Genomic DNA, 17,471 nt, shown 5'->3' with positions numbered 1-17,471 from the left:
GGTGATCAGTGACCCATGCCCAATCCGCCGTCAACGGGAATGACGGCTCCTGTGATGTACGCGGCGTCGTCGGACGCCAGGAAGCTCACGGCGGCCGCGATCTCCTCGGGCTGCGCGTAGCGGCCCAGGGGCACCTGGCCCACGATGCCCGCACGCTGCTCGTCGGTGAGCACCTTCGTCATGTCGGTGTCCACGAAACCGGGGGCCACGACGTTGAAGGTGATGTTGCGCGAACCGAGCTCGCGCGCGAGCGAACGGGCGAAGCCGACCAGCGCGGCCTTGGAGGCCGCGTAGTTGGCCTGTCCGGCCGAACCCAGCAGGCCGACGACCGAGGAGATCAGGACGACGCGGCCCTTCTTGGCACGGAGCATGCCACGGTTCGCGCGCTTGACCACCCGGAAGGTGCCGGTCAGGTTGGTGTCGACGACGGACGCGAAGTCGTCCTCGGACATCCGCATGAGGAGCGTGTCCTTGGTGATGCCGGCGTTGGCCACCAGCACCTCGACCGCGCCGTGCGCGTCCTCGATCTCCTTGTAGGCCTGCTCCACCTGCTCGGAGTCGGTGATGTCGCAGCGGACCGCCAGGACGCCGAGCGCGGTGAGCTCCTGCGGCGGCTCACCCGACCGGTACGTGATCGCGACCTTGTCGCCGGCCTGCGCGAAGGCTCGGGCGATGGCGAGGCCGATGCCCCGGTTTCCTCCGGTGACGAGAACCGAGCGGCTCAACGGATCACCCTTTCGACTAGCGGTCTGAGTACCAGAAACCTATAGGCCGGGCCCCCCGCACGCAGAATCGATCTCCCACAGGGCCTCGGTACGGGCTCTGTCGAGTCCCTACAGAAAGATGTAGGCACAGGCGCCCCGAGCGCGACATGATCGAGGCGACCGGCCCCGACCCCGGGAGGACTTCGTGCCCCATTCCATCGACGCGGCCTTCACCGCGCTGCCCTTGCGGGCGCTCGCCGACGCGGCGCTCGCCCGGGCCCGCGCGCTGGGCTCCGACCATGCCGACTTCCGGCTCGAACGGATCCGCAGCGCCTCGTGGCGGCTGCGGGACGCCAAGCCCTCGGGCAGTTCCGACACCACCGACCTCGGGTACGCGGTCCGCGTCGTGCACGGGGGCAGCTGGGGGTTCGCCTCCGGTGTGGACCTGACCATGGACGGCGCCGCCAGGGTGGCCTCGCAGGCCGTGGCCATGGCGAAGCTGTCCGCCCAGGTCATCAAGGCCGCCGGTGCGAACGAGAGGGTCGAGCTCGCCGACGAGCCGGTGCACGCCGACAGGACGTGGATCTCCGCGTACGAGGTGAACCCGTTCGAGGTGCCGGACGCGGAGAAGGCGGCCCTGCTCGCCGACTGGAGCGCCCGGCTGCTGGCCGCCGAGGGGGTCTCGCACGTCGACGCCTCGCTGCTCGCCGTCCACGAGAACAAGTTCTACGCCGACACCGCGGGCACGACGACCACGCAGCAGCGCGTGCGGATCCACCCGCAGCTCACCGCGGTGGCCGTGGACGCCGACACCGGCGAGTTCGACTCGATGCGCACCCTCGCCCCGCCGGCCGGGCGCGGCTGGGAGTACCTGACCGGCACCGGCTGGGACTGGAACGCCGAGCTGGAGCAGATCCCGCAACTGCTCGCCGAGAAGATGCGGGCGCCGAGCGTCGAGGCCGGGCGCTACGACCTGGTCGTGGACCCGTCCAACCTGTGGCTCACGATCCACGAGTCCATCGGCCACGCCACCGAGCTCGACCGGGCGCTGGGCTACGAGGCGGCGTACGCGGGGACCTCCTTCGCCACCTTCGACCAGCTCGGCAAGCTGAAGTACGGCTCGCCGATCATGAACGTGACCGGTGACCGCACCGCCGAGCACGGCCTGGCCACCGTCGGCTTCGACGACGAGGGCGTCCAGGCGCAGAGCTGGGACCTGGTCAAGGACGGCACCCTGGTCGGCTACCAGCTCGACCGGCGGATCGCGCAGCTCACCGGCCTCGGCCGATCCAACGGCTGCGCCTTCGCCGACTCCCCCGGGCACGTGCCCGTCCAGCGGATGGCGAACGTCTCGCTCCAGCCGGATCCCGGCGGGCTGTCCACCGAGGACCTGATCGGCGGGGTGGAGCGCGGTATCTACGTCGTCGGCGACCGCTCCTGGTCGATCGACATGCAGCGCTACAACTTCCAGTTCACCGGACAGCGGTTCTTCCGGATCGAGAACGGCCGGCTGGCCGGGCAGCTGCGCGACGTCGCCTACCAGGCCACGACCACCGACTTCTGGGGCTCGATGGAGAAGGTCGGCGGCCCCCAGACGTACGTCCTGGGCGGCGCCTTCAACTGCGGCAAGGCCCAGCCGGGGCAGGTCGCCGCGGTTTCGCACGGCTGCCCGTCCGCGCTGTTCCGCGACGTGAACATCTTGAACACCACGCAGGAGGCCGGCCGATGAGCACGCTTTCGAACGGACGCACCAAGCCCCACGAGATCGTCGAGCGGGCGCTGGAGCTCTCCACCGCCGACGGCTGCGTCGTCATCGCCGACGAGGAGTCGACGGCCAATCTGCGCTGGGCGGGCAACGCGCTCACCACCAACGGCGTGACCCGCGGCCGGACCCTGACGGTCATCGCCACCGTCGACGGCAGGGAGGGCACGGCCTCGGGGGTCGTGTCGCGCTCCGCCGTCACCGCGGACGACCTGGAGCCGCTGGTCCGGGCGGCCGAGGCCGCCGCGCGGGGCGCCGGCCCCGCGGAGGACGCCCGGCCGCTGGTGACCGGGACCCCCGCCTCGCCTAACTTCACGGACGCCCCGGCCGAGACCTCCTCGGCGGTGTTCGCCGACTTCGCCCCGGCTCTCGGTGAGGCCTTCGCCCGGGCCCGCGCGGGCGGCCGGGAGCTGTACGGCTTCGCCAACCACGAGCTGGTCTCCACGTACGTCGGCACCTCGACGGGGCTGCGGCTGCGCCACGACCAGCCGAACGGCACCCTGGAGCTCAACGCCAAGTCCCCCGACCGGCAGCGCTCGGCCTGGGCCGGCCGCTCGACCCGGGACTTCAAGGACGTGGACCCGACCGTGCTGGACGCCGAGCTCGCCGTACGGCTGGGCTGGGCGGAGCGGAAGATCGACCTGCCCGCCGGCCGGTACGAGACCCTGCTGCCGCCGACGGCCGTGGCCGACCTGCTGATCTACCAGATGTGGTCCGCGGCGGCCCGGGACGCGGTGGAGGGCCGGACGGTGTTCTCCAAGCCCGGCGGCGGCACCCGGCTCGGCGAGAAGCTGTCCCGGCTGCCGCTGACCCTGCGCAGCGACCCGGACGCGCCGGGCCTGGAGTCCGCGCCGTTCGTGATCGCGCACAGTTCGGGCGACGACGCGTCGGTCTTCGACAACGGCCTGCCGGTCCCGGCGACGGAGTGGATCCGCGAGGGCGAGCTGGCCCGGCTGACCACGACCCGGCACAGCGCGGCCATGACCGGCATGCCGGTCGCGCCGGGCTTCGGGAACCTGATCCTGGACGGCGGCGGCGACAAGTCGCTGGAGGAGATGGTGGCCGGCACCGAGCGGGGTCTGCTGCTGACCTGCCTCTGGTACATCCGCGAGGTCGACCCGGCGACGCTGCTGCTCACGGGCCTGACCCGGGACGGCGTGTACCTCGTGGAGAACGGCCGGGTCGTGGGCGAGGTGAACAACTTCCGGTTCAACGAATCGCCGGTGGACCTGCTGTCGCGGGCCTCGGAGGCGGGCCGGACCGAGAAGACGCTGCCGCGCGAGTGGAGCGACTGGTTCACCCGGGCCGCGATGCCCGCGCTGCGGATCCCGGATTTCAACATGAGCTCGGTCAGCAAGGGCGTCTGATCCACCTAGACTGGTTCATCGGCGTGACGCAATCATCATCTGAAGGAGTCGAGAGACCTTGACGGACATCGTCGACGAACTGAAGTGGCGTGGGCTCTTCGCCCAGTCCACCGACGAAGAAGCGCTGCGCAAGGCGTTCGCGGACGGTCCGGTCACCTTCTATTGCGGCTTCGACCCGACGGCGGCCTCCCTGCACGTGGGGCACCTGGTGCAGGTGCTGACCGTGCGACGGCTCCAGCAGGCCGGCCACCGGCCGCTGGCGCTGGTCGGCGGGGCCACCGGTCAGATCGGTGACCCGCGGCCGACCGCCGAGCGGACGCTGAACGACCCGGAGACCGTCGCGAACTGGGTGGGCCGGCTGCGCTCCCAGATCGAGCCGTACCTGTCCTTCGAGGGCGAGAACGCGGCCGTCATGGTGAACAACCTGGACTGGACGGCGGGCATGTCCGCCATCGAGTTCCTGCGGGACATCGGCAAGCACTTCCGCGTCAACAAGATGCTGACGAAGGACTCCGTCGCCAAGCGGCTGGAGTCGGACCAGGGCATCAGCTACACGGAGTTCAGCTACCAGCTGCTCCAGGGCATGGACTTCCTGGAGCTGTACCGGCGCTACGGCTGCACCCTCCAGCAGGGCGGGTCCGACCAGTGGGGCAACCTCACGGCCGGCCTCGACCTGATCCACCGCCTGGAGCCGCACGCCGAGGTGCATGCGCTGGCGACCCCGCTGATGGTCAAGGCGGACGGCACCAAGTTCGGCAAGACCGAGGGCGGGGCCGTCTGGCTGGACCCGGAGATGACCACCCCGTACGCGTTCTACCAGTTCTGGCTGAACGTGGACGACCGGGACATCTCCACCTACATGCGGATCCTCTCCTTCAAGTCCCGCGAGGAGCTGGAGGAGCTGGAGGCGCAGACCGCCGAGCGGCCGCAGGCGCGCGCCGCCCAGCGGGCGCTGGCCGAGGAGCTGACCACCCTGGTGCACGGCGCCGACCAGTGCGCCGCCGTGATCGCGGCGTCGAAGGCGCTGTTCGGCCAGGGCGAGCTGGCGGACCTGGACGAGGCCACCCTGGCCGCGGCCCTGTCCGAGCTGCCGCACACCACGGTCGCCGAGCCCGGCCTGGTGGTGGACCTGCTCGCGGAGACCGGGCTGGTGGCGAGCAAGTCGGCCGGGCGCCGGACCGTGAAGGAGGGCGGCGCCTACGTGAACAACGTGAAGGTCACCGCCGAGGACGCGGTCCCCGCCAAGGAGGACCTGCTGCACGGGCGCTGGCTGGTGCTGCGCCGGGGCAAGAAGAACCTGGCGGCGGTCGAGGTCACGGGCGCCTGAGCCCCGTGTCCGGGCACTGAGCGCGGCGGAGGGGCCGGTACGGACGGATGTCCGGCCGGCCCCTCCGTCATGCCGTCCTCAGGTCGTCTGCCTGCTGCCGCCCCGGACCGCCTTGTACATCATGTCGCCCAGGAACACGATCAGGACCGCTCCGGCGAGCTGGAGCAGGTGCCGGGTCCAGTCGATGCCCCGGGTGTCCGCCACGCCGATCCAGCCCGCGACGGCGTTGCCGAGGATGGCGCCGACCATGCCGAACAGCGTGGACAGCCAGATCGGCTGATGCTGTTTGCCCGGCAGGATCGCCCGGGCGATGAGGCCCAGCACGAAACCGACGATGATCGCCCACAACCATGACATGTCGAGCCTCCTCGTGGCGCGTCGCGCGCATGTGGGCCCAGTCTCGACCCGTACGGCCTACCACGCATTTCGGACGGCCCCATTCGGGGGACACCCCCTCTCCTCGTCACGAAGCGGGCGGCGTACGGTGGGAGGGGTCCGGACCGGGATGTGTCCGGCGGGTGAATCGGGCGGTGGAGCGTGGAGCGGAAGAAGCGGAACGGGGCCGAGGTCTTCCGGATCACCGGGGCCCGGATGGGACTCGACGAGGACGTGCGCGGACGGCAGCGCCGGTACGTCATCTCCATGTCGATCAGAACCCTGTCGGTCCTGGCGACGGTGATCCTGTGGAACGTGGAACGTCACGTGGCGATCGTGACGCTCATCGCGGGCGCGCTGCTGCCGTACGTGGCCGTGGTCATCGCCAACGCTGGGCGCGAGTCGACCCCCTCGTTGCCCTCGCACTTCATCCCCTCACCTGTGCGTCCGGCACTGAACACGGGAAACCTCAAGAAAACCTCAGATCAATCATGAAGTTCCGGTGCACTGCACCGGGTCCTGCGTGACATACTGCCTACGCGCTCCGCATCCCCCGTCGGAGCGACGGACCGACGCCGGGCAGCTCCCCCCGTGGCTGCTCGGCGTCGCCTTTCCGTGGCAGGGGTTTGTAGGGTTGAGGCGTGAACTCCCCTGATTCCCCCGACGCTCCCGACGCCGCTCGCTCCGAAGGCTCCGGCGAGGCCCCCGCCTGTTCGGCGAAGGGCTGCCGCGATGCGGCGGTCTGGGTCCTGGCGTGGAACAACCCGAAGCTGCACACGCCGGAGCGCCGCAAGACCTGGCTGGCGTGCGAGGAGCACCGCGAACATCTGTCCCGGTTCCTGGGGGTCCGCGGTTTCCTCAAGGACGTCGTGAAGCTGGACGAATGGGTCCAGCCGGAGGGCTCGGAGCGCCGCTAGCCGCCGGAGCGGCGGGGCCGGCGGTCAGCTGCCGGTGGCCCTCAGCCGCCGATCGCGGACATCGGGCGGTCGGGCTGGAGGAAGGACGGGTCGTCGAGTCCGGACCCGGCCTTCTTGCCCCACATCGCCACCTTCCACAGGCGGGCGATCTCCTCGTCGGGCGCGCCGGAGCGCAGGGCCCCGCGCAGGTCCGACTCCTCGGTGGCGAACAGGCACGTACGCACCTGGCCGTCCGCGGTGAGCCGGGTGCGGTCGCAGGCGCCGCAGAAGGGCCGGGTGACCGAGGCGATCACGCCGACGGTGGCCGGGCCGTCGTCCACCAGCCAGCGCTCGGCCGGGGCGGACCCGCGCTCTTCGGCGCCCTCCTCGGTGAGCGTGAAGCGGGTGCGCAGCGAGGCGAGGATGTCCCCGGCGGTGATCATTCCGTCGCGCTTCCAGCCGTGCTGGGCGTCGAGCGGCATCTGCTCGATGAAGCGGAGTTCGTACTCGTTCTCCACGGCCCAGGCGAGCAGGTCGGGGGCCTCGTCGTCGTTCAGGCCCGGCATCAGGACGGCGTTGACCTTGACGGGGGTCAGGCCGGCCGCGCGGGCGGCGGCCATGCCGTCGATGACGTCGTGGTGCCGGTCACGGCGGGTGAGGGTCTTGAAGACCTCGGGCCGCAGGGTGTCCAGCGAAACGTTTACCCGGTCCAGGCCCGCGGCCTTGAGCGCCTGCGCGGTGCGCTTGAGACCGATGCCGTTGGTGGTCAGCGACATCTTGGGGCGGGGCTCCAGGGCCGCACACTGCTCGACGATGCCGACCAGGCCGGGGCGCAGCAGCGGCTCGCCGCCGGTGAAGCGGACCTCGGTGATCCCGAGCCGGGTGACCGCGATCCGGATCAGCCGGACGATCTCCTCGTCGCTCAGCAGATCCGATTTTCCGAGCCACTGCAGTCCCTCCTCGGGCATGCAGTACGTACAGCGCAGATTGCACCGGTCCGTCAGCGAGACGCGAAGGTCAGTGGCCACGCGGCCGTAGGTGTCGAGAAGCATTTCGGGCCCCCTCCCCTGTCCGGTCCATAGAGGTTTGCGCCACTTTGGATAAAGGCCTGGCGCCGTATTCGAGCCTACGCGACGGCCGTGACTCCTTGGGATGCCCAAATGAACGAGACACGGCGTGGCCGCGTCGTAGAGAAGTACGACGCGGCCACGTTCCGTGTGGGGAGTATTTCAGTGGGCGCCCGTTCCCGTCAGGGATCGGACCTCGAGTTCCGCGAACTTCCTGGGGTCGGCCTTCTCCTTGGACAGGAGGGTTCCCAGCCAGCCCAGCAGGAAGCCGAGCGGGATCGAGACGATGCCGGGGTTCTCCAGCGGGAACCAGTAGAAGTCGGCGTCCTTGAACATCGAGGTGGGCTTTCCGGAGACGACCGGGGAGAAGAGCACCAGGACGACCGCGGAGACGAGGCCTCCGTAGATGGACCACAGCGCGCCCCGGGTGGTGAAGCGCTTCCAGAACAGGCTGTAGAGGATCGTCGGCAGGTTGGCGGAGGCGGCGACCGCGAAGGCGAGGGCGACGAGCCCGGCGACGTTGAGGTCGCGGGCCAGGGCTCCGAGGCCGATGGCGACGGCGCCGATCACGACGGTGGACCAGCGGGCCGCCCGGACCTCCTCCTGCTCGGTGGCGTTGCCCTTGCGGATCACGTTGACGTAGAGGTCGTGGGCGAAGGACGAGGAGGAGGCGAGGGTGAGCCCGGCGACCACCGCGAGGATGGTGGCGAAGGCGACCGCGGAGATCACCGCGAGCAGGACCGCGCCGCCCGTGGAGCCGGCTCCGCCGCCGACCTCCTGGGCGAGCAGCGGGGCGGCGGTGTTGCCGGCCTTGTTGGAGGCGAGGATGTCGGTGCGCTTGAGCAGGGCGGCGGCGCCGAAACCGAGGGCGATGGTCATCAGGTAGAAGGCGCCGATGATGCCGATGGCCCAGTTGACGGACTTCCGGGCGGCCTTGGCCGTGGGGACCGTGTAGAAGCGGATCAGGATGTGCGGCAGGCCGGCGGTGCCGAGGACCAGGGCGATGCCGAGCGAGACGAAGTCCAGCTTCGTCGTCGCGTCCTTGCCGTACTTGAGGCCGGGCTCCAGGAACTTGGCGCCCTGGCCGCTGTTCTCGGCCGCCTTGCCGAGCAGGTCGGAGATGTTGAAGTGGAACTTCAACAGGACGAGGAAGGTGATGAGCAGGGTGCCGGCGATGAGCAGGACAGCCTTGATCATCTGGACCCAGGTGGTGCCCTTCATCCCGCCGATGGTGACGTAGAGGATCATCAGTACGCCGACCAGCGCGACGACGGCGACCTTGCCGCCGTCGCTCGTGATGCCGAGGAGCAGCGAGACGAGCACGCCGGCGCCGGCCATCTGGGCGAGCAGGTAGAAGATCGAGACCACGATGGTGGAGGTGCCGGCGGCGGTGCGGACGGGCCGCTGGCGCATCCGGAACGCGAGGACGTCGCCCATCGTGTAGCGGCCGGAGTTGCGCAGCGGCTCGGCGACGAGCAGCAGGGCGACCAGCCAGGCCACGAGGAAGCCGATGGAGTAGAGGAAGCCGTCGTACCCGAAGAGCGCGATGGCGCCGGCGATGCCGAGGAAGGACGCGGCGGACATGTAGTCGCCGGAGATGGCCAGGCCGTTCTGGAAGCCGGTGAACTGGCGGCCGCCCGCGTAGAAGTCGGCGGCGTCCTTGGTCTGGCGGCCGGCCCAGATGGTGATGCCGAGGGTGGCGACGACGAACAGCCCGAACAGGGTCATGATCAGCGGCCGGTGCTCGGTGGCCCCTGCGGCGAGGTCCGTCGTGAGGGCGAGCTGGAGGGTGCCGCTCATTCGCCGGCCTCCATCCGCGCCTTGATCGCCGCGGCCTTGGGGTCGAGCTTCGCGGCGGCGTGCCGGGAGTAGAAGTACGCGATGAGGAAGGTCGTCGCGAACTGGGCGAGGCCGAACACGAGGGCGACGTTGACGTTGCCGAAGAGCCTGGTCCCCATGAACCCGCCGGCGTAGTTGGACAGCAGGACGTAGAGCAGGTACCAGGCGATGAAGGCCACGGTGAGCGGGAAGGCGAAGGAGCGGTAGGAACTGCGCAGTTCGGCGAATTCGGCGCTCTGCTGGACGCTTTCGAACTCTTCGGCGGCGGGGCTCGCCGCAGGCGTTCCCGCGCTGCCGTGCGGCGGCGCTGCTTCGGTGGTCACGGGGGGCTCTCCTTGTGACGCGGGTGCGGTGGGGACGGACAAAACAACCTCCGTGTGGGGGGACGGTGGCGCTGATCACCCCCTGACAACGGCACGTACGGCGCGTCGGGACGGTTCAACGCCCACTGATACTCGGGAAACTGATTTGTCGAACTGATGGCGGAGAGGCGAACGGCGGCACTAGGTTCACCTGTCATGAACCCGTCGTCCTGCGCGATCACGCGCAGGACGGCTTCTTTCACGGATGATGTGGAGAACCCATGGCTCATCTGGGATCCGGTCGCCGGCGTATCGCCGTACCGATCGGCCTGGCGCTCACCGCCTCGCTCGCCTTCCTGCCCACGGTCGCGGCGTCCGCCGCCCCGCTCGGCACCACGGCGGGCACGGCGACCGCGGCGAAGCCCGACACCACGGGCCCCAAGCTCTCGTACGTCGCGAACCTGAACACGTACGCCACGGTGCAGGCCGCGAAGAAGGCCGTCGAGCGGGCCGGCGGAACGGTGGTGACGTCCTATGAGCAGATAGGGGTCGTCGTCGCACACTCCCAGAACCCGGACTTCGCCAAGCAGCTGCGTGCCCAGCGCGGCCTGTTCGTGTCGGTCGGCGCCACCCGGACGGCCCCCCTGCAGACGGTGGCGACCACCGAGGAGGGCACGACGCAGAAGCTGAGCGCGGCGGACGCCGCCAAGGCGACGGCAGCCGCCACGGACGGTCAGGAGCCGCTGGAGCCCAACCAGTGGGACCTGCGGGCGATCAGGGCCGATCAGGCGCACAAGATCAACGATGGCAGCCCCGACGTCACCGTGGGCGTCATCGACACGGGTGTCGACGACACCCACCCGGACCTCGCCGCGAACTTCTCCAAGGGCCAGTCGGCCAACTGCGTCGGCGGCATCGCGGACACCACCGACGGCGCGTGGCGCCCGTACCCCGACGGCAGCGACCACGGCACGCACGTGGCGGGGACCATCGCGGCCGCCCGCAACGGCATCGGCATCTCGGGTGTCGCGCCGGGTGTGAAGGTCGCCGCGATCAAGGTCAGCGAGCCGGGGACCAGCCTGTTCTTCACCGAGGCGGTCGTCTGCGGCTTCATGTTCGCCGCCGAGAAGGGGATCGAGGTGACCAACAACAGCTACTACGTCGACCCCTGGCTCTACAACTGCAAGGCGGACGACGACCAGAAGGCACTGGTGGAGGCCCTCGGCCGGGCGACCAAGTACGCCGAGCGCAAGGGCGTCCTCAGCGTGGCCTCGGCGGGCAACTCCAACCACGACCTGGCGTCGAACGCGATCGTCGACGACACGAGCCCGGACGACGGCACCCCGGTCCCGCGCACGATCGACCCGCACGTCTGCCTGGACATCCCCACCCAGCTGCCGGGTGTGGTCACGGTCAGCGCGACCGGCGACCAGGGCATCCGGTCGTACTACTCCAGCTTCGGCCTGGGCGTCGTCGACGTCGCCGCCCCGGGCGGCGACAAGTGGCAGATCCCGGCCACCCCCGACGCCAACGGCCGCGTGCTGTCCACCCTGCCGGGCGGCGGCTACGGCTACAAGCAGGGCACCTCGATGGCCGGACCGCACGTGGCGGGCGTGGCGGCGCTGCTCAAGAGCGCGCACCCGAACGCCACGCCCTCGCAGCTCCAGGCCATGCTGAAGGCGCAGGCCACGAAGGCGGCCTGCCCGGAGAAGCTGTACGACGCCACGGGCGCGCTGGTCGACGCCACCACCTGCCAGAGCAAGTGGGGCCAGACCGGCTACTACGGCTACGGCGTGGTGGACGCGCTGAAGGCCGTCAAGTAACGGGCTGAACGACCCTGAACGGCAGGGGCCGGCCCGGGGGACTCCCCGGACCGGCCCCTGTGCGCGTTCCCTGCCGTCAGGGCTTGATGAGCACCTTCAGCGCGCTGCGGTCGTCCATCGCGCGGTAGCCGTCGGGGACCTCGTCCAGGGACACGGCGCGGTCGAAGACGGGCGCCGGGTCGATCGCGCCGCTCAGCACGTCCGCCAGCAGCTCCGGGATGTACGCGCGGACCGGGGCGACGCCGCCGCGCAGGGTGATGTTGCGGTCGAACATCACGCCGAGGTCAAGGCCGGTGCCGCTGCCGTGCGGGACGCCGACGTAGCCGATCGCCCCGCCGTCGCGGGTGATGTTCACGGCGGTGCGCATGGACTGCTCGGTGCCGACGGCCTCGATGACCGAGTGGGCGCCCTGGCCGCCGGTGAGCTCGCGGACGGCGGCCTCGGCGGCCTCCCCGCGCTCGGCGACGACGTCGGTGGCCCCGAAGAGCTTGGCGATGTCCGTACGGACGGTGTGGCGGCCCAGTGCGATGATCCGCTCGGCGCCGAGGCGCTTGGCGGCGAGGACCCCGCACAGGCCGACCGCGCCGTCGCCGACGACGGCCACGGTGGAGCCCTTGCGGACGCCCGCGCCCAGGGCGGCGTGGTGGCCGGTGCCCATGACGTCGGACAGCGCGAGCAGGCCGGTCAGCAGGTGGTCGTCGGAGACGGCGTCCGCGGGCAGCTTCACGAGGGTGCCGTCGGCGTGCGGGACGCGGACGGCCTCGCCCTGGCCGCCGTCGTGGCCGACCGAGCCCCAGAAGCCACCGTCCACGCAGGAGGTGTGCAGGCCCTCGGAGCAGTAGTCGCAGGTGCCGTCGGACCACATGAAGGGGGCGACGACGAGGTCGCCGGGCTTCAGGCCGGACACCGCCGGGCCTGCCTCCTCGACGATGCCGAGGAACTCGTGGCCGATGCGCTGGCCGGGCTGGCGCTCGGCCTCTCCGCGGTAGGCCCACAGGTCGCTGCCGCAGATACAGGCACGCAGGACGCGGACGACGGCGTCCTCGGGGCGCTGGATCGCAGCGTCGGGCACCTCCTCCACGCGGATGTCGTGCGGGGCGTGGATGACGGTGGCTCGCATGGTGGTGCAGCCCTCCGGATCAAATAGTTCAGTCTTGTATGACCGTCCTACCGTACGCCTGCGTCGGGGCGAGCGCCCCGGCGGCCAGCAGGTACTGGGCGGCGACGTAGGTGGCCATGATCCAGAAATCGGGACGGGGCAGCTGCGGCCAGTCGGCGACGCCGGTGGCGATCAGCGTGTCGGAGAGCAGGAACAGCGCCCCGCCGAGACCTGCGCGCAGGCCGAGGGAGCCGGAGCGCCAGGCCATGGCCGTGAGCAGCAGGCTGTACCCGGCGACCGGGATGCGCAGGTCGGCCGGCAGGTCGCCCCAGAGCAGCGCGACGGTCCCCACCAGGGCCACGGCGTACGCGCCCCCGAGCGCGGGATGCGTCCCGCGCCGGCCGAACAGCACCAAATAGCAGACGTGCCCGGCGGCGAAGGAGCCCATCCCGACGAGGAAGGCGGGGTCGGCGTCGAAGAGCAGGGCCAGGTCCCCGCCCCACCCGAAGAGCAGGGCGGCGATCAGCAGCCGGGGGGCCCGGCGGGTGGCCACGTACGCGACGAGCAGCGGCATCAGCAGCGGCTTGGCGATGACGTGCCCGAGGTGCCAGCCGGCCAGCAGCGAGCCGAGGTCGGCGGCGGTCGCGGCGGCGAAGGCGCCGAGCAGGATCCGGCCGGCCGCTCCGTCGGCGGCGGCCACGGCGGGGCGCGCCCAGGCGGGCGTACGGGAGTCGGTGTCGCTCACGCGGCGTGCTCCGGGGCGGTCGCGGACCCGGCGGTGGGGGCGCCACCGGCCGCCGGGGCGGACGCGGGGGCCGGGGTCGGGGCGGACGCCGGGGCCGGGGTCGGGGCGGACGCCGGGGCGGGCTGCCAGCCGGGGCCGCGGAAGACGCGGCCGGCCCGCTCGCGCCAGCTGCGGGCGGCGCGGACGTCGCGGACGATGGCCGCGTACTCGTGGGTGGCCACGCGCAGCGGGTTGAAGGTGTCGATGTTCTTGGTGAGCCCGTAGACGGGCCTGTCGGTCTCCCCGACCCAGGAGCCGAACATCCGGTCCCAGACGATCAGGATCCCGCCGAAGTTGCGGTCCAGGTAGCCGCCCTGGGAGGCGTGGTGCACGCGGTGGTGGGAGGGGGTGTTGAAAACGTACTCGTAGGGGCGCGGCAGCTTCCCGATGCGCTCGGTGTGGACCCAGAACTGGTACAGGAGGTTGAGGCCGTAGCAGAACGGGATCGCGGCCGGGTGCACGCCGAGGGCGACCATCGGCAGGTAGAACCACCAGGTGGTGGCGCTGGTCCAGGGCTGGCGCAGGGCGGTCGTGAGGTTGAACCGCCGGCTGCTGTGGTGGACGACGTGACAGGCCCACAGGATGCGGATGACGTGGTGGAGCCGGTGCTGCCAGTAGTAGAGGAAGTCCTGCGCGAGCAGCATCAGCAGGGCGGTCCACCACAGGAACGGCACGCGCAGCGGGGTCAGTTCGTAGACCGCCGTGAAGACCGCGACGACCGGGATCTTCCAGAGCAGGTCGAAGCCGATGCTGCCGAGACCCATGGCGACGCTCGTGACCGCGTCCTTGGTCTCGTAGCCGGCGGCGTCGTCGTCGGGGTGGAGCCGGTAGCTCACCACCTCGATGACGGTGAGCAGCACGAAGGCAGGTATGGACCACAGCACGACATCGGGCAGGTTCGGCATGCCCGCACCATAGAGCGGGTTCGGGGGCGCCGCCAGGGGTTGTTACCGATCGGTATCCATCGGTGTTACCCCGGGTTCGCGAGATGATGTACGGGCCAAGGGGAGGGCGGGGGATGACGGGCTTCGAGACGGTTCTGTTGAAGGTGGCGGGGACGGCGGCGGGCGCACTGGTGAAGTCCCTGCTGGGACGCGCACCGGGGGCGGGACTGGCCACCGACCCGGCACATCCGGCGGCCCGCTGGCAGCGCCCGCAGGAACTGGGCGAGCCGGAGGTCCGCCGGCTCGCCCGCGTACTCGCCGAACGCCTGGGCGAGGCGGCGGACCGCCTGCCGGAGCACGAACGCCTCGCGGTGGTCGACGCGGTGGGCGACGCGTTCGCCGCACTGGGGACGCTGGACGCGGAGGCCCTCTTCGGGGCGGACCTGGACCCGGCGGCGCTGGCCGCGACGCTGCTGCCGCCGCGCGGCGCGGCCCTGAGCGAGGCGGCCGAGTCCGTCTACCGCGACCTGGTCGCCCTGTGCTGCGCGCACGCCGTGGAGTACACGACGACGCTGCCGGGCTTCGGGGCCCGCGCGGAGGTGGAGCTGATCCGCCGCACCGGCGAGCTGACCCGCGCCGTGGAGCGGATGGGGCGGCACGAGGACGGCGGCGCGGCCCACGCGTTCGAGGAGCGGTACGCACGCTACGTCGCCGAGACCCACGGCCGCCTCCGGCTGTTCGGCCTGACCTTCAGCCGGGCCCGCGAGGAGTGGCCGCTGGACCTGGCGTACATCAGCCTGGCGGTGAACGGCGAGCAGCTGCTGGAGGAGCCGGGCCGCCACTCGGCGATGAAGACCGAACTGGCGCTGAGTTCCTCCGAGCGCGTCCTGCTGCGCGGCCCGGCGGGTTCGGGCAAGAGCACCCTGGTGCAGTGGCTGGCCCTGAACGCAGCCCGCCGCAGCTTCGAGCCCGGCCTGCGCCACTGGAACACGCTGGTCCCCTTCGTCCTGCGGCTGCGCTCGTTCAACTCGCCGGAGGGCCTGCCGATGCCGCAGGACTGGCTGCGCGCCTCGGGCGTGCCGCTGCGGGCCCCCGACGGCTGGGTCGAGAACCTGCTGGCCGAGGGACGGGCGCTCGTCCTGGTCGACGGCGTCGACGAAGTGCCGTCCAGGCTCCGCAGCCGTACGGAGGACTGGCTCCGGTCCCTGCTCGCGGCCTATCCCCGGGCCCGCTACGTGGTGACCACCCGCCCGTCGGCCGTCCCGGAGGACTGGCTGACCGGGCAGGCGTTCTCCCTCCTGTCCCTGCTGCCGATGGAACGCGCCGACGTCAGCGCGTTCATCACGCACTGGCACGACTCCGCCCGCGCGGAGTGCGGCTCCGAGGAGGAGCGGGCGGTCCTGGACCGGTACGAGACCTCGCTCATCGAATCCGTCGGCTCCCGCCGGGACCTCGGATGGCTGGCCTCCAACCCCCTCATGTGCGCCCTGCTGTGCGCGCTGAACCGGGACCGCCGCATGCACCTGCCCCGGGCCCGCAAGGAGCTGTACGACGCCGCCCTGGACATGCTCCTCGTGCGCCGGGACACCGAACGCGACATATCCGGTGTCGAGGGGGTGTACCTCAGCAGGGACGAGCAGACCCTGCTGCTCCAGCGGCTCGCGTACTGGCTCATCCGCAACGGCCAGGTGGAGGCGTCCTGCACGGAGGCGCGGGAGATGGTCGGCGAATGGCTCGCCGCGATGCCCCAGGTACGGGCGCAGGCCGGGGCCGAGCAGGTGTTCCGGCACCTGCTGATCCGCAGCGGGCTGCTCCGGGAGCCGGTGCCGGGGTCGGTCCACTTCGTGCACCGGACCTTCCAGGACTACCTGGGGGCCAAGGCGGCCGTGGAGGCACGGGACTTCGGCGTACTGGTGGGCAACGCCCACGAGGACGCGTGGGAGGACGTCGTCCGCATGGCGGTCGGGCACGCCCGCCCCGACGAGCGCGCGCGCCTGCTGCGGCAGCTGCTGCGGCGGGCCGACAAGGGCAAGCGGGACCACAGCCGCCTCGTCCTGCTGGCCGCGGCCTGTCTGGAGCACGCCCCGGAACTGGACCCCGCGGTCTGGCGCGAGGTGGAGGAGCGCACGGCGCACCTGCTGCCGCCGCACTCGGTGGGGCAGGCCGAGGAGCTGGCCAAGGCGGGCGAGCTGGTCCTGGAGCTGCTGCCCGGCCCGGCGGGTCTGGACGAGCAGCAGGCCGCCGCCGTCATCCGCACGGCAGCGCTGGTCGGCGGGGAGCGGGCGCTCCGCGTCATCGCCGGCTTCCGCCGGGACGACCGCTACGACGTGGTCCACGAACTGTCCGACTCCTGGGGGCGGTTCCCCACCGACGCGTACGCGGACGCGGTCCTCGCCGAGGCCCCCGTCCGCGTCGGCCACCTGCACGTGCGCACGCCGCAGGAGCTGGCCGTGCTCGGCCGGATGCCGCACATCCAGCGGGTCCACCTCACGTGGAACGGCCCCGTCCCGGAGGCGATCTCCGGGCGCCGGGACCTGGAGTGGCTGGTCATCCACCGCAATCCGGGACTGACCGATCTGGCACCGCTGGCCGGGCACCCGTCGCTGCGGCACCTCGGCGTACTGGACTGCCCGGAGGTCTCGGGCATCGAGGCGGTCGCCGAGCTGTCGGCGGACAGCCTCGCCTTCGGCTACCTCCGGGACGGCCTGTCGCTGGCCCCGCTGGCGGCGGTCGACGGGCTCAAGTCCCTGGTCATCGGGTTCGAGCCGCAGCAGCGGCGGATCGGGGACGTCCCGGCCGCCGAGGGGCTGACCTCCCTGGCCCTGTGGCAGGGCGTCCGCAGGATGACCCTGGACGGGATCGACCGGTGGCCGGGGGTGAAGGACCTGACGATCGCGGGCGGCATGCAGTACCGGGAGCTGGTCCGCTCGCTCCCGCTCCCGGGGCTGCACTCCCTGCAGCTGCGCCACGCCGCCCCCGTGTCGGCCGCGGCCCTCGTGCCGTACCAGCAGCTGACCGAACTCGTGCTGCTCAGGTGCGTGTTCGAGGGGACGCTGGAGCCGCTGACCGAACTGCCCGGGCTGCGGCGGCTCGTCCTGCGCGAATGCCTGGGGACCCTGGACCTCTCACCGTTCGCGGAGGCGGACGGGCTCGTGGTCGAGGTGGACCGGCGCACCGGCGTGGTCGGCGCCGAGCGGATCCCGCCGGAGCGGCTCGTGTACCGGAACTGAGCCGCCCGGCGC

Annotated in this window: 15 protein-coding genes; 7 read left to right on the top strand and 8 right to left on the bottom strand. The window is 71.4% G+C overall.

The window, feature by feature from the left end; all coding sequences use genetic code 11:
* Positions 1 to 5: 5 nt before the first annotated feature.
* Entirely contained in the window at positions 6 to 725 is a 720-nt protein-coding gene (gene fabG / locus ACIPK4_RS12705) for a 3-oxoacyl-[acyl-carrier-protein] reductase (RefSeq protein ID WP_048476758.1), read from the bottom strand.
* Between the two features lie 184 nt (positions 726 to 909).
* Here fabG and ACIPK4_RS12700 point away from each other — a divergent pair, with 184 nt between their 5' ends.
* Genes ACIPK4_RS12700 through tyrS form a run of 3 tightly spaced genes read left to right on the top strand, consistent with a single transcriptional unit; the run spans position 910 to position 5,160 of the window.
* The gene (locus tag ACIPK4_RS12700) at positions 910 to 2,433 is read left to right on the top strand and encodes a TldD/PmbA family protein (RefSeq protein WP_402311723.1); all 1,524 of its coding nucleotides are present in this window, start codon (positions 910 to 912) and stop codon (positions 2,431 to 2,433) included.
* The gene (locus ACIPK4_RS12695) at positions 2,430 to 3,833 is read left to right on the top strand and encodes a metallopeptidase TldD-related protein (protein WP_402311720.1); all 1,404 of its coding nucleotides are present in this window, start codon (positions 2,430 to 2,432) and stop codon (positions 3,831 to 3,833) included. The genes ACIPK4_RS12700 and ACIPK4_RS12695 overlap by 4 nt, the downstream gene beginning before the upstream one ends.
* A gap of 58 nt (positions 3,834 to 3,891) precedes the next feature.
* Positions 3,892 to 5,160: a tyrosine--tRNA ligase gene (tyrS, locus tag ACIPK4_RS12690; protein ID WP_376192151.1), complete on the top strand. Its 1,269-nt coding sequence runs from the start codon at positions 3,892 to 3,894 to the stop codon at positions 5,158 to 5,160.
* A gap of 78 nt (positions 5,161 to 5,238) precedes the next feature.
* Here the strand turns inward: tyrS and ACIPK4_RS12685 are convergent, their stop codons facing one another.
* Positions 5,239 to 5,517 (bottom strand): GlsB/YeaQ/YmgE family stress response membrane protein, encoded by a 279-nt coding sequence (locus tag ACIPK4_RS12685; RefSeq protein WP_054221790.1) that lies wholly within the window; start codon positions 5,515 to 5,517, stop codon positions 5,239 to 5,241.
* Positions 5,518 to 5,751: 234 nt separating this feature from the next.
* Here ACIPK4_RS12685 and ACIPK4_RS12680 point away from each other — a divergent pair, with 234 nt between their 5' ends.
* Positions 5,752 to 6,030 carry a DUF3099 domain-containing protein gene (locus tag ACIPK4_RS12680; protein WP_054221800.1) on the top strand — a complete coding sequence of 93 codons (279 nt, stop codon included), beginning with the start codon at positions 5,752 to 5,754 and terminating at the stop codon, positions 6,028 to 6,030.
* 146 nt (positions 6,031 to 6,176) lie between these two features.
* Positions 6,177 to 6,452: a hypothetical protein gene (locus tag ACIPK4_RS12675; protein ID WP_402311718.1), complete on the top strand. Its 276-nt coding sequence runs from the start codon at positions 6,177 to 6,179 to the stop codon at positions 6,450 to 6,452.
* Positions 6,453 to 6,493: 41 nt separating this feature from the next.
* On the opposite strand, the gene moaA is transcribed toward ACIPK4_RS12675, so the two are convergent.
* The 3 genes from moaA to ACIPK4_RS12660 form a co-directional block, all read right to left on the bottom strand.
* Positions 6,494 to 7,483, bottom strand: a complete 990-nt coding sequence (moaA, locus tag ACIPK4_RS12670) for a GTP 3',8-cyclase MoaA (RefSeq protein WP_402311716.1) — start codon at positions 7,481 to 7,483, stop codon at positions 6,494 to 6,496.
* Between the two features lie 177 nt (positions 7,484 to 7,660).
* On the bottom strand, positions 7,661 to 9,298 hold the full coding sequence (locus tag ACIPK4_RS12665) for a cation acetate symporter (protein ID WP_054221787.1): 1,638 nt from the start codon (positions 9,296 to 9,298) through the stop codon (positions 7,661 to 7,663).
* A complete protein-coding gene (locus ACIPK4_RS12660; RefSeq protein WP_054221786.1) occupies positions 9,295 to 9,660 on the bottom strand; it encodes a DUF485 domain-containing protein in 366 nt (121 codons plus the stop codon). The genes ACIPK4_RS12665 and ACIPK4_RS12660 overlap by 4 nt, the downstream gene beginning before the upstream one ends.
* A gap of 260 nt (positions 9,661 to 9,920) precedes the next feature.
* Between ACIPK4_RS12660 and ACIPK4_RS12655 the strand changes: the two genes are divergently transcribed.
* Positions 9,921 to 11,462, top strand: a complete 1,542-nt coding sequence (locus ACIPK4_RS12655; protein WP_402311712.1) for a S8 family peptidase — start codon at positions 9,921 to 9,923, stop codon at positions 11,460 to 11,462.
* 76 nt (positions 11,463 to 11,538) lie between these two features.
* Here the strand turns inward: ACIPK4_RS12655 and ACIPK4_RS12650 are convergent, their stop codons facing one another.
* The 3 genes from ACIPK4_RS12650 to ACIPK4_RS12640 are packed head-to-tail and all read right to left on the bottom strand — an operon-like array spanning position 11,539 to position 14,250.
* On the bottom strand, positions 11,539 to 12,582 hold the full coding sequence (locus tag ACIPK4_RS12650) for a zinc-dependent alcohol dehydrogenase family protein (RefSeq protein ID WP_402311709.1): 1,044 nt from the start codon (positions 12,580 to 12,582) through the stop codon (positions 11,539 to 11,541).
* A 28-nt stretch (positions 12,583 to 12,610) separates the two neighbouring features.
* Positions 12,611 to 13,306 (bottom strand): lysoplasmalogenase, encoded by a 696-nt coding sequence (locus ACIPK4_RS12645; RefSeq protein WP_402311706.1) that lies wholly within the window; start codon positions 13,304 to 13,306, stop codon positions 12,611 to 12,613.
* Positions 13,303 to 14,250 carry a sterol desaturase family protein gene (locus ACIPK4_RS12640; RefSeq protein ID WP_402311704.1) on the bottom strand — a complete coding sequence of 316 codons (948 nt, stop codon included), beginning with the start codon at positions 14,248 to 14,250 and terminating at the stop codon, positions 13,303 to 13,305. Before ACIPK4_RS12640 ends, ACIPK4_RS12645 begins: the two co-directional genes overlap by 4 nt.
* Before the next feature lie 113 nt (positions 14,251 to 14,363).
* Here ACIPK4_RS12640 and ACIPK4_RS12635 point away from each other — a divergent pair, with 113 nt between their 5' ends.
* Positions 14,364 to 17,459: an NACHT domain-containing protein gene (locus ACIPK4_RS12635; RefSeq protein ID WP_402311702.1), complete on the top strand. Its 3,096-nt coding sequence runs from the start codon at positions 14,364 to 14,366 to the stop codon at positions 17,457 to 17,459.
* The last annotated feature ends 12 nt before the right edge of the window (positions 17,460 to 17,471 follow it).

It is taken from the genome of Streptomyces sp. NPDC086989, assembly GCF_044745505.1.
GTDB lineage: Bacteria > Actinomycetota > Actinomycetes > Streptomycetales > Streptomycetaceae > Streptomyces.
Note: the sequence above shows the minus strand (reverse complement) of the source record. Positions and strands in the feature narration are given on the sequence as shown.

Bases quoted from the DNA above. Each gene is read 5' to 3' on its own strand.
- ACIPK4_RS12695 (WP_402311720.1), top strand. From the start codon at position 2,430: ATGAGCACGCTTTCGAACGGACGCACCAAGCCCCACGAGATCGTCGAG.
- ACIPK4_RS12685 (WP_054221790.1), bottom strand. From the start codon at position 5,517: ATGTCATGGTTGTGGGCGATCATCGTCGGTTTCGTGCTGGGCCTCATC.
- ACIPK4_RS12680 (WP_054221800.1), top strand. From the start codon at position 5,752: ATGGGACTCGACGAGGACGTGCGCGGACGGCAGCGCCGGTACGTCATC.
- moaA (WP_402311716.1), bottom strand. From the start codon at position 7,483: ATGCTTCTCGACACCTACGGCCGCGTGGCCACTGACCTTCGCGTCTCG.
- ACIPK4_RS12665 (WP_054221787.1), bottom strand. From the start codon at position 9,298: ATGAGCGGCACCCTCCAGCTCGCCCTCACGACGGACCTCGCCGCAGGG.
- ACIPK4_RS12655 (WP_402311712.1), top strand. From the start codon at position 9,921: ATGGCTCATCTGGGATCCGGTCGCCGGCGTATCGCCGTACCGATCGGC.
- ACIPK4_RS12650 (WP_402311709.1), bottom strand. From the start codon at position 12,582: ATGCGAGCCACCGTCATCCACGCCCCGCACGACATCCGCGTGGAGGAG.
- ACIPK4_RS12640 (WP_402311704.1), bottom strand. From the start codon at position 14,250: ATGCCGAACCTGCCCGATGTCGTGCTGTGGTCCATACCTGCCTTCGTG.
- ACIPK4_RS12635 (WP_402311702.1), top strand. From the start codon at position 14,364: ATGACGGGCTTCGAGACGGTTCTGTTGAAGGTGGCGGGGACGGCGGCG.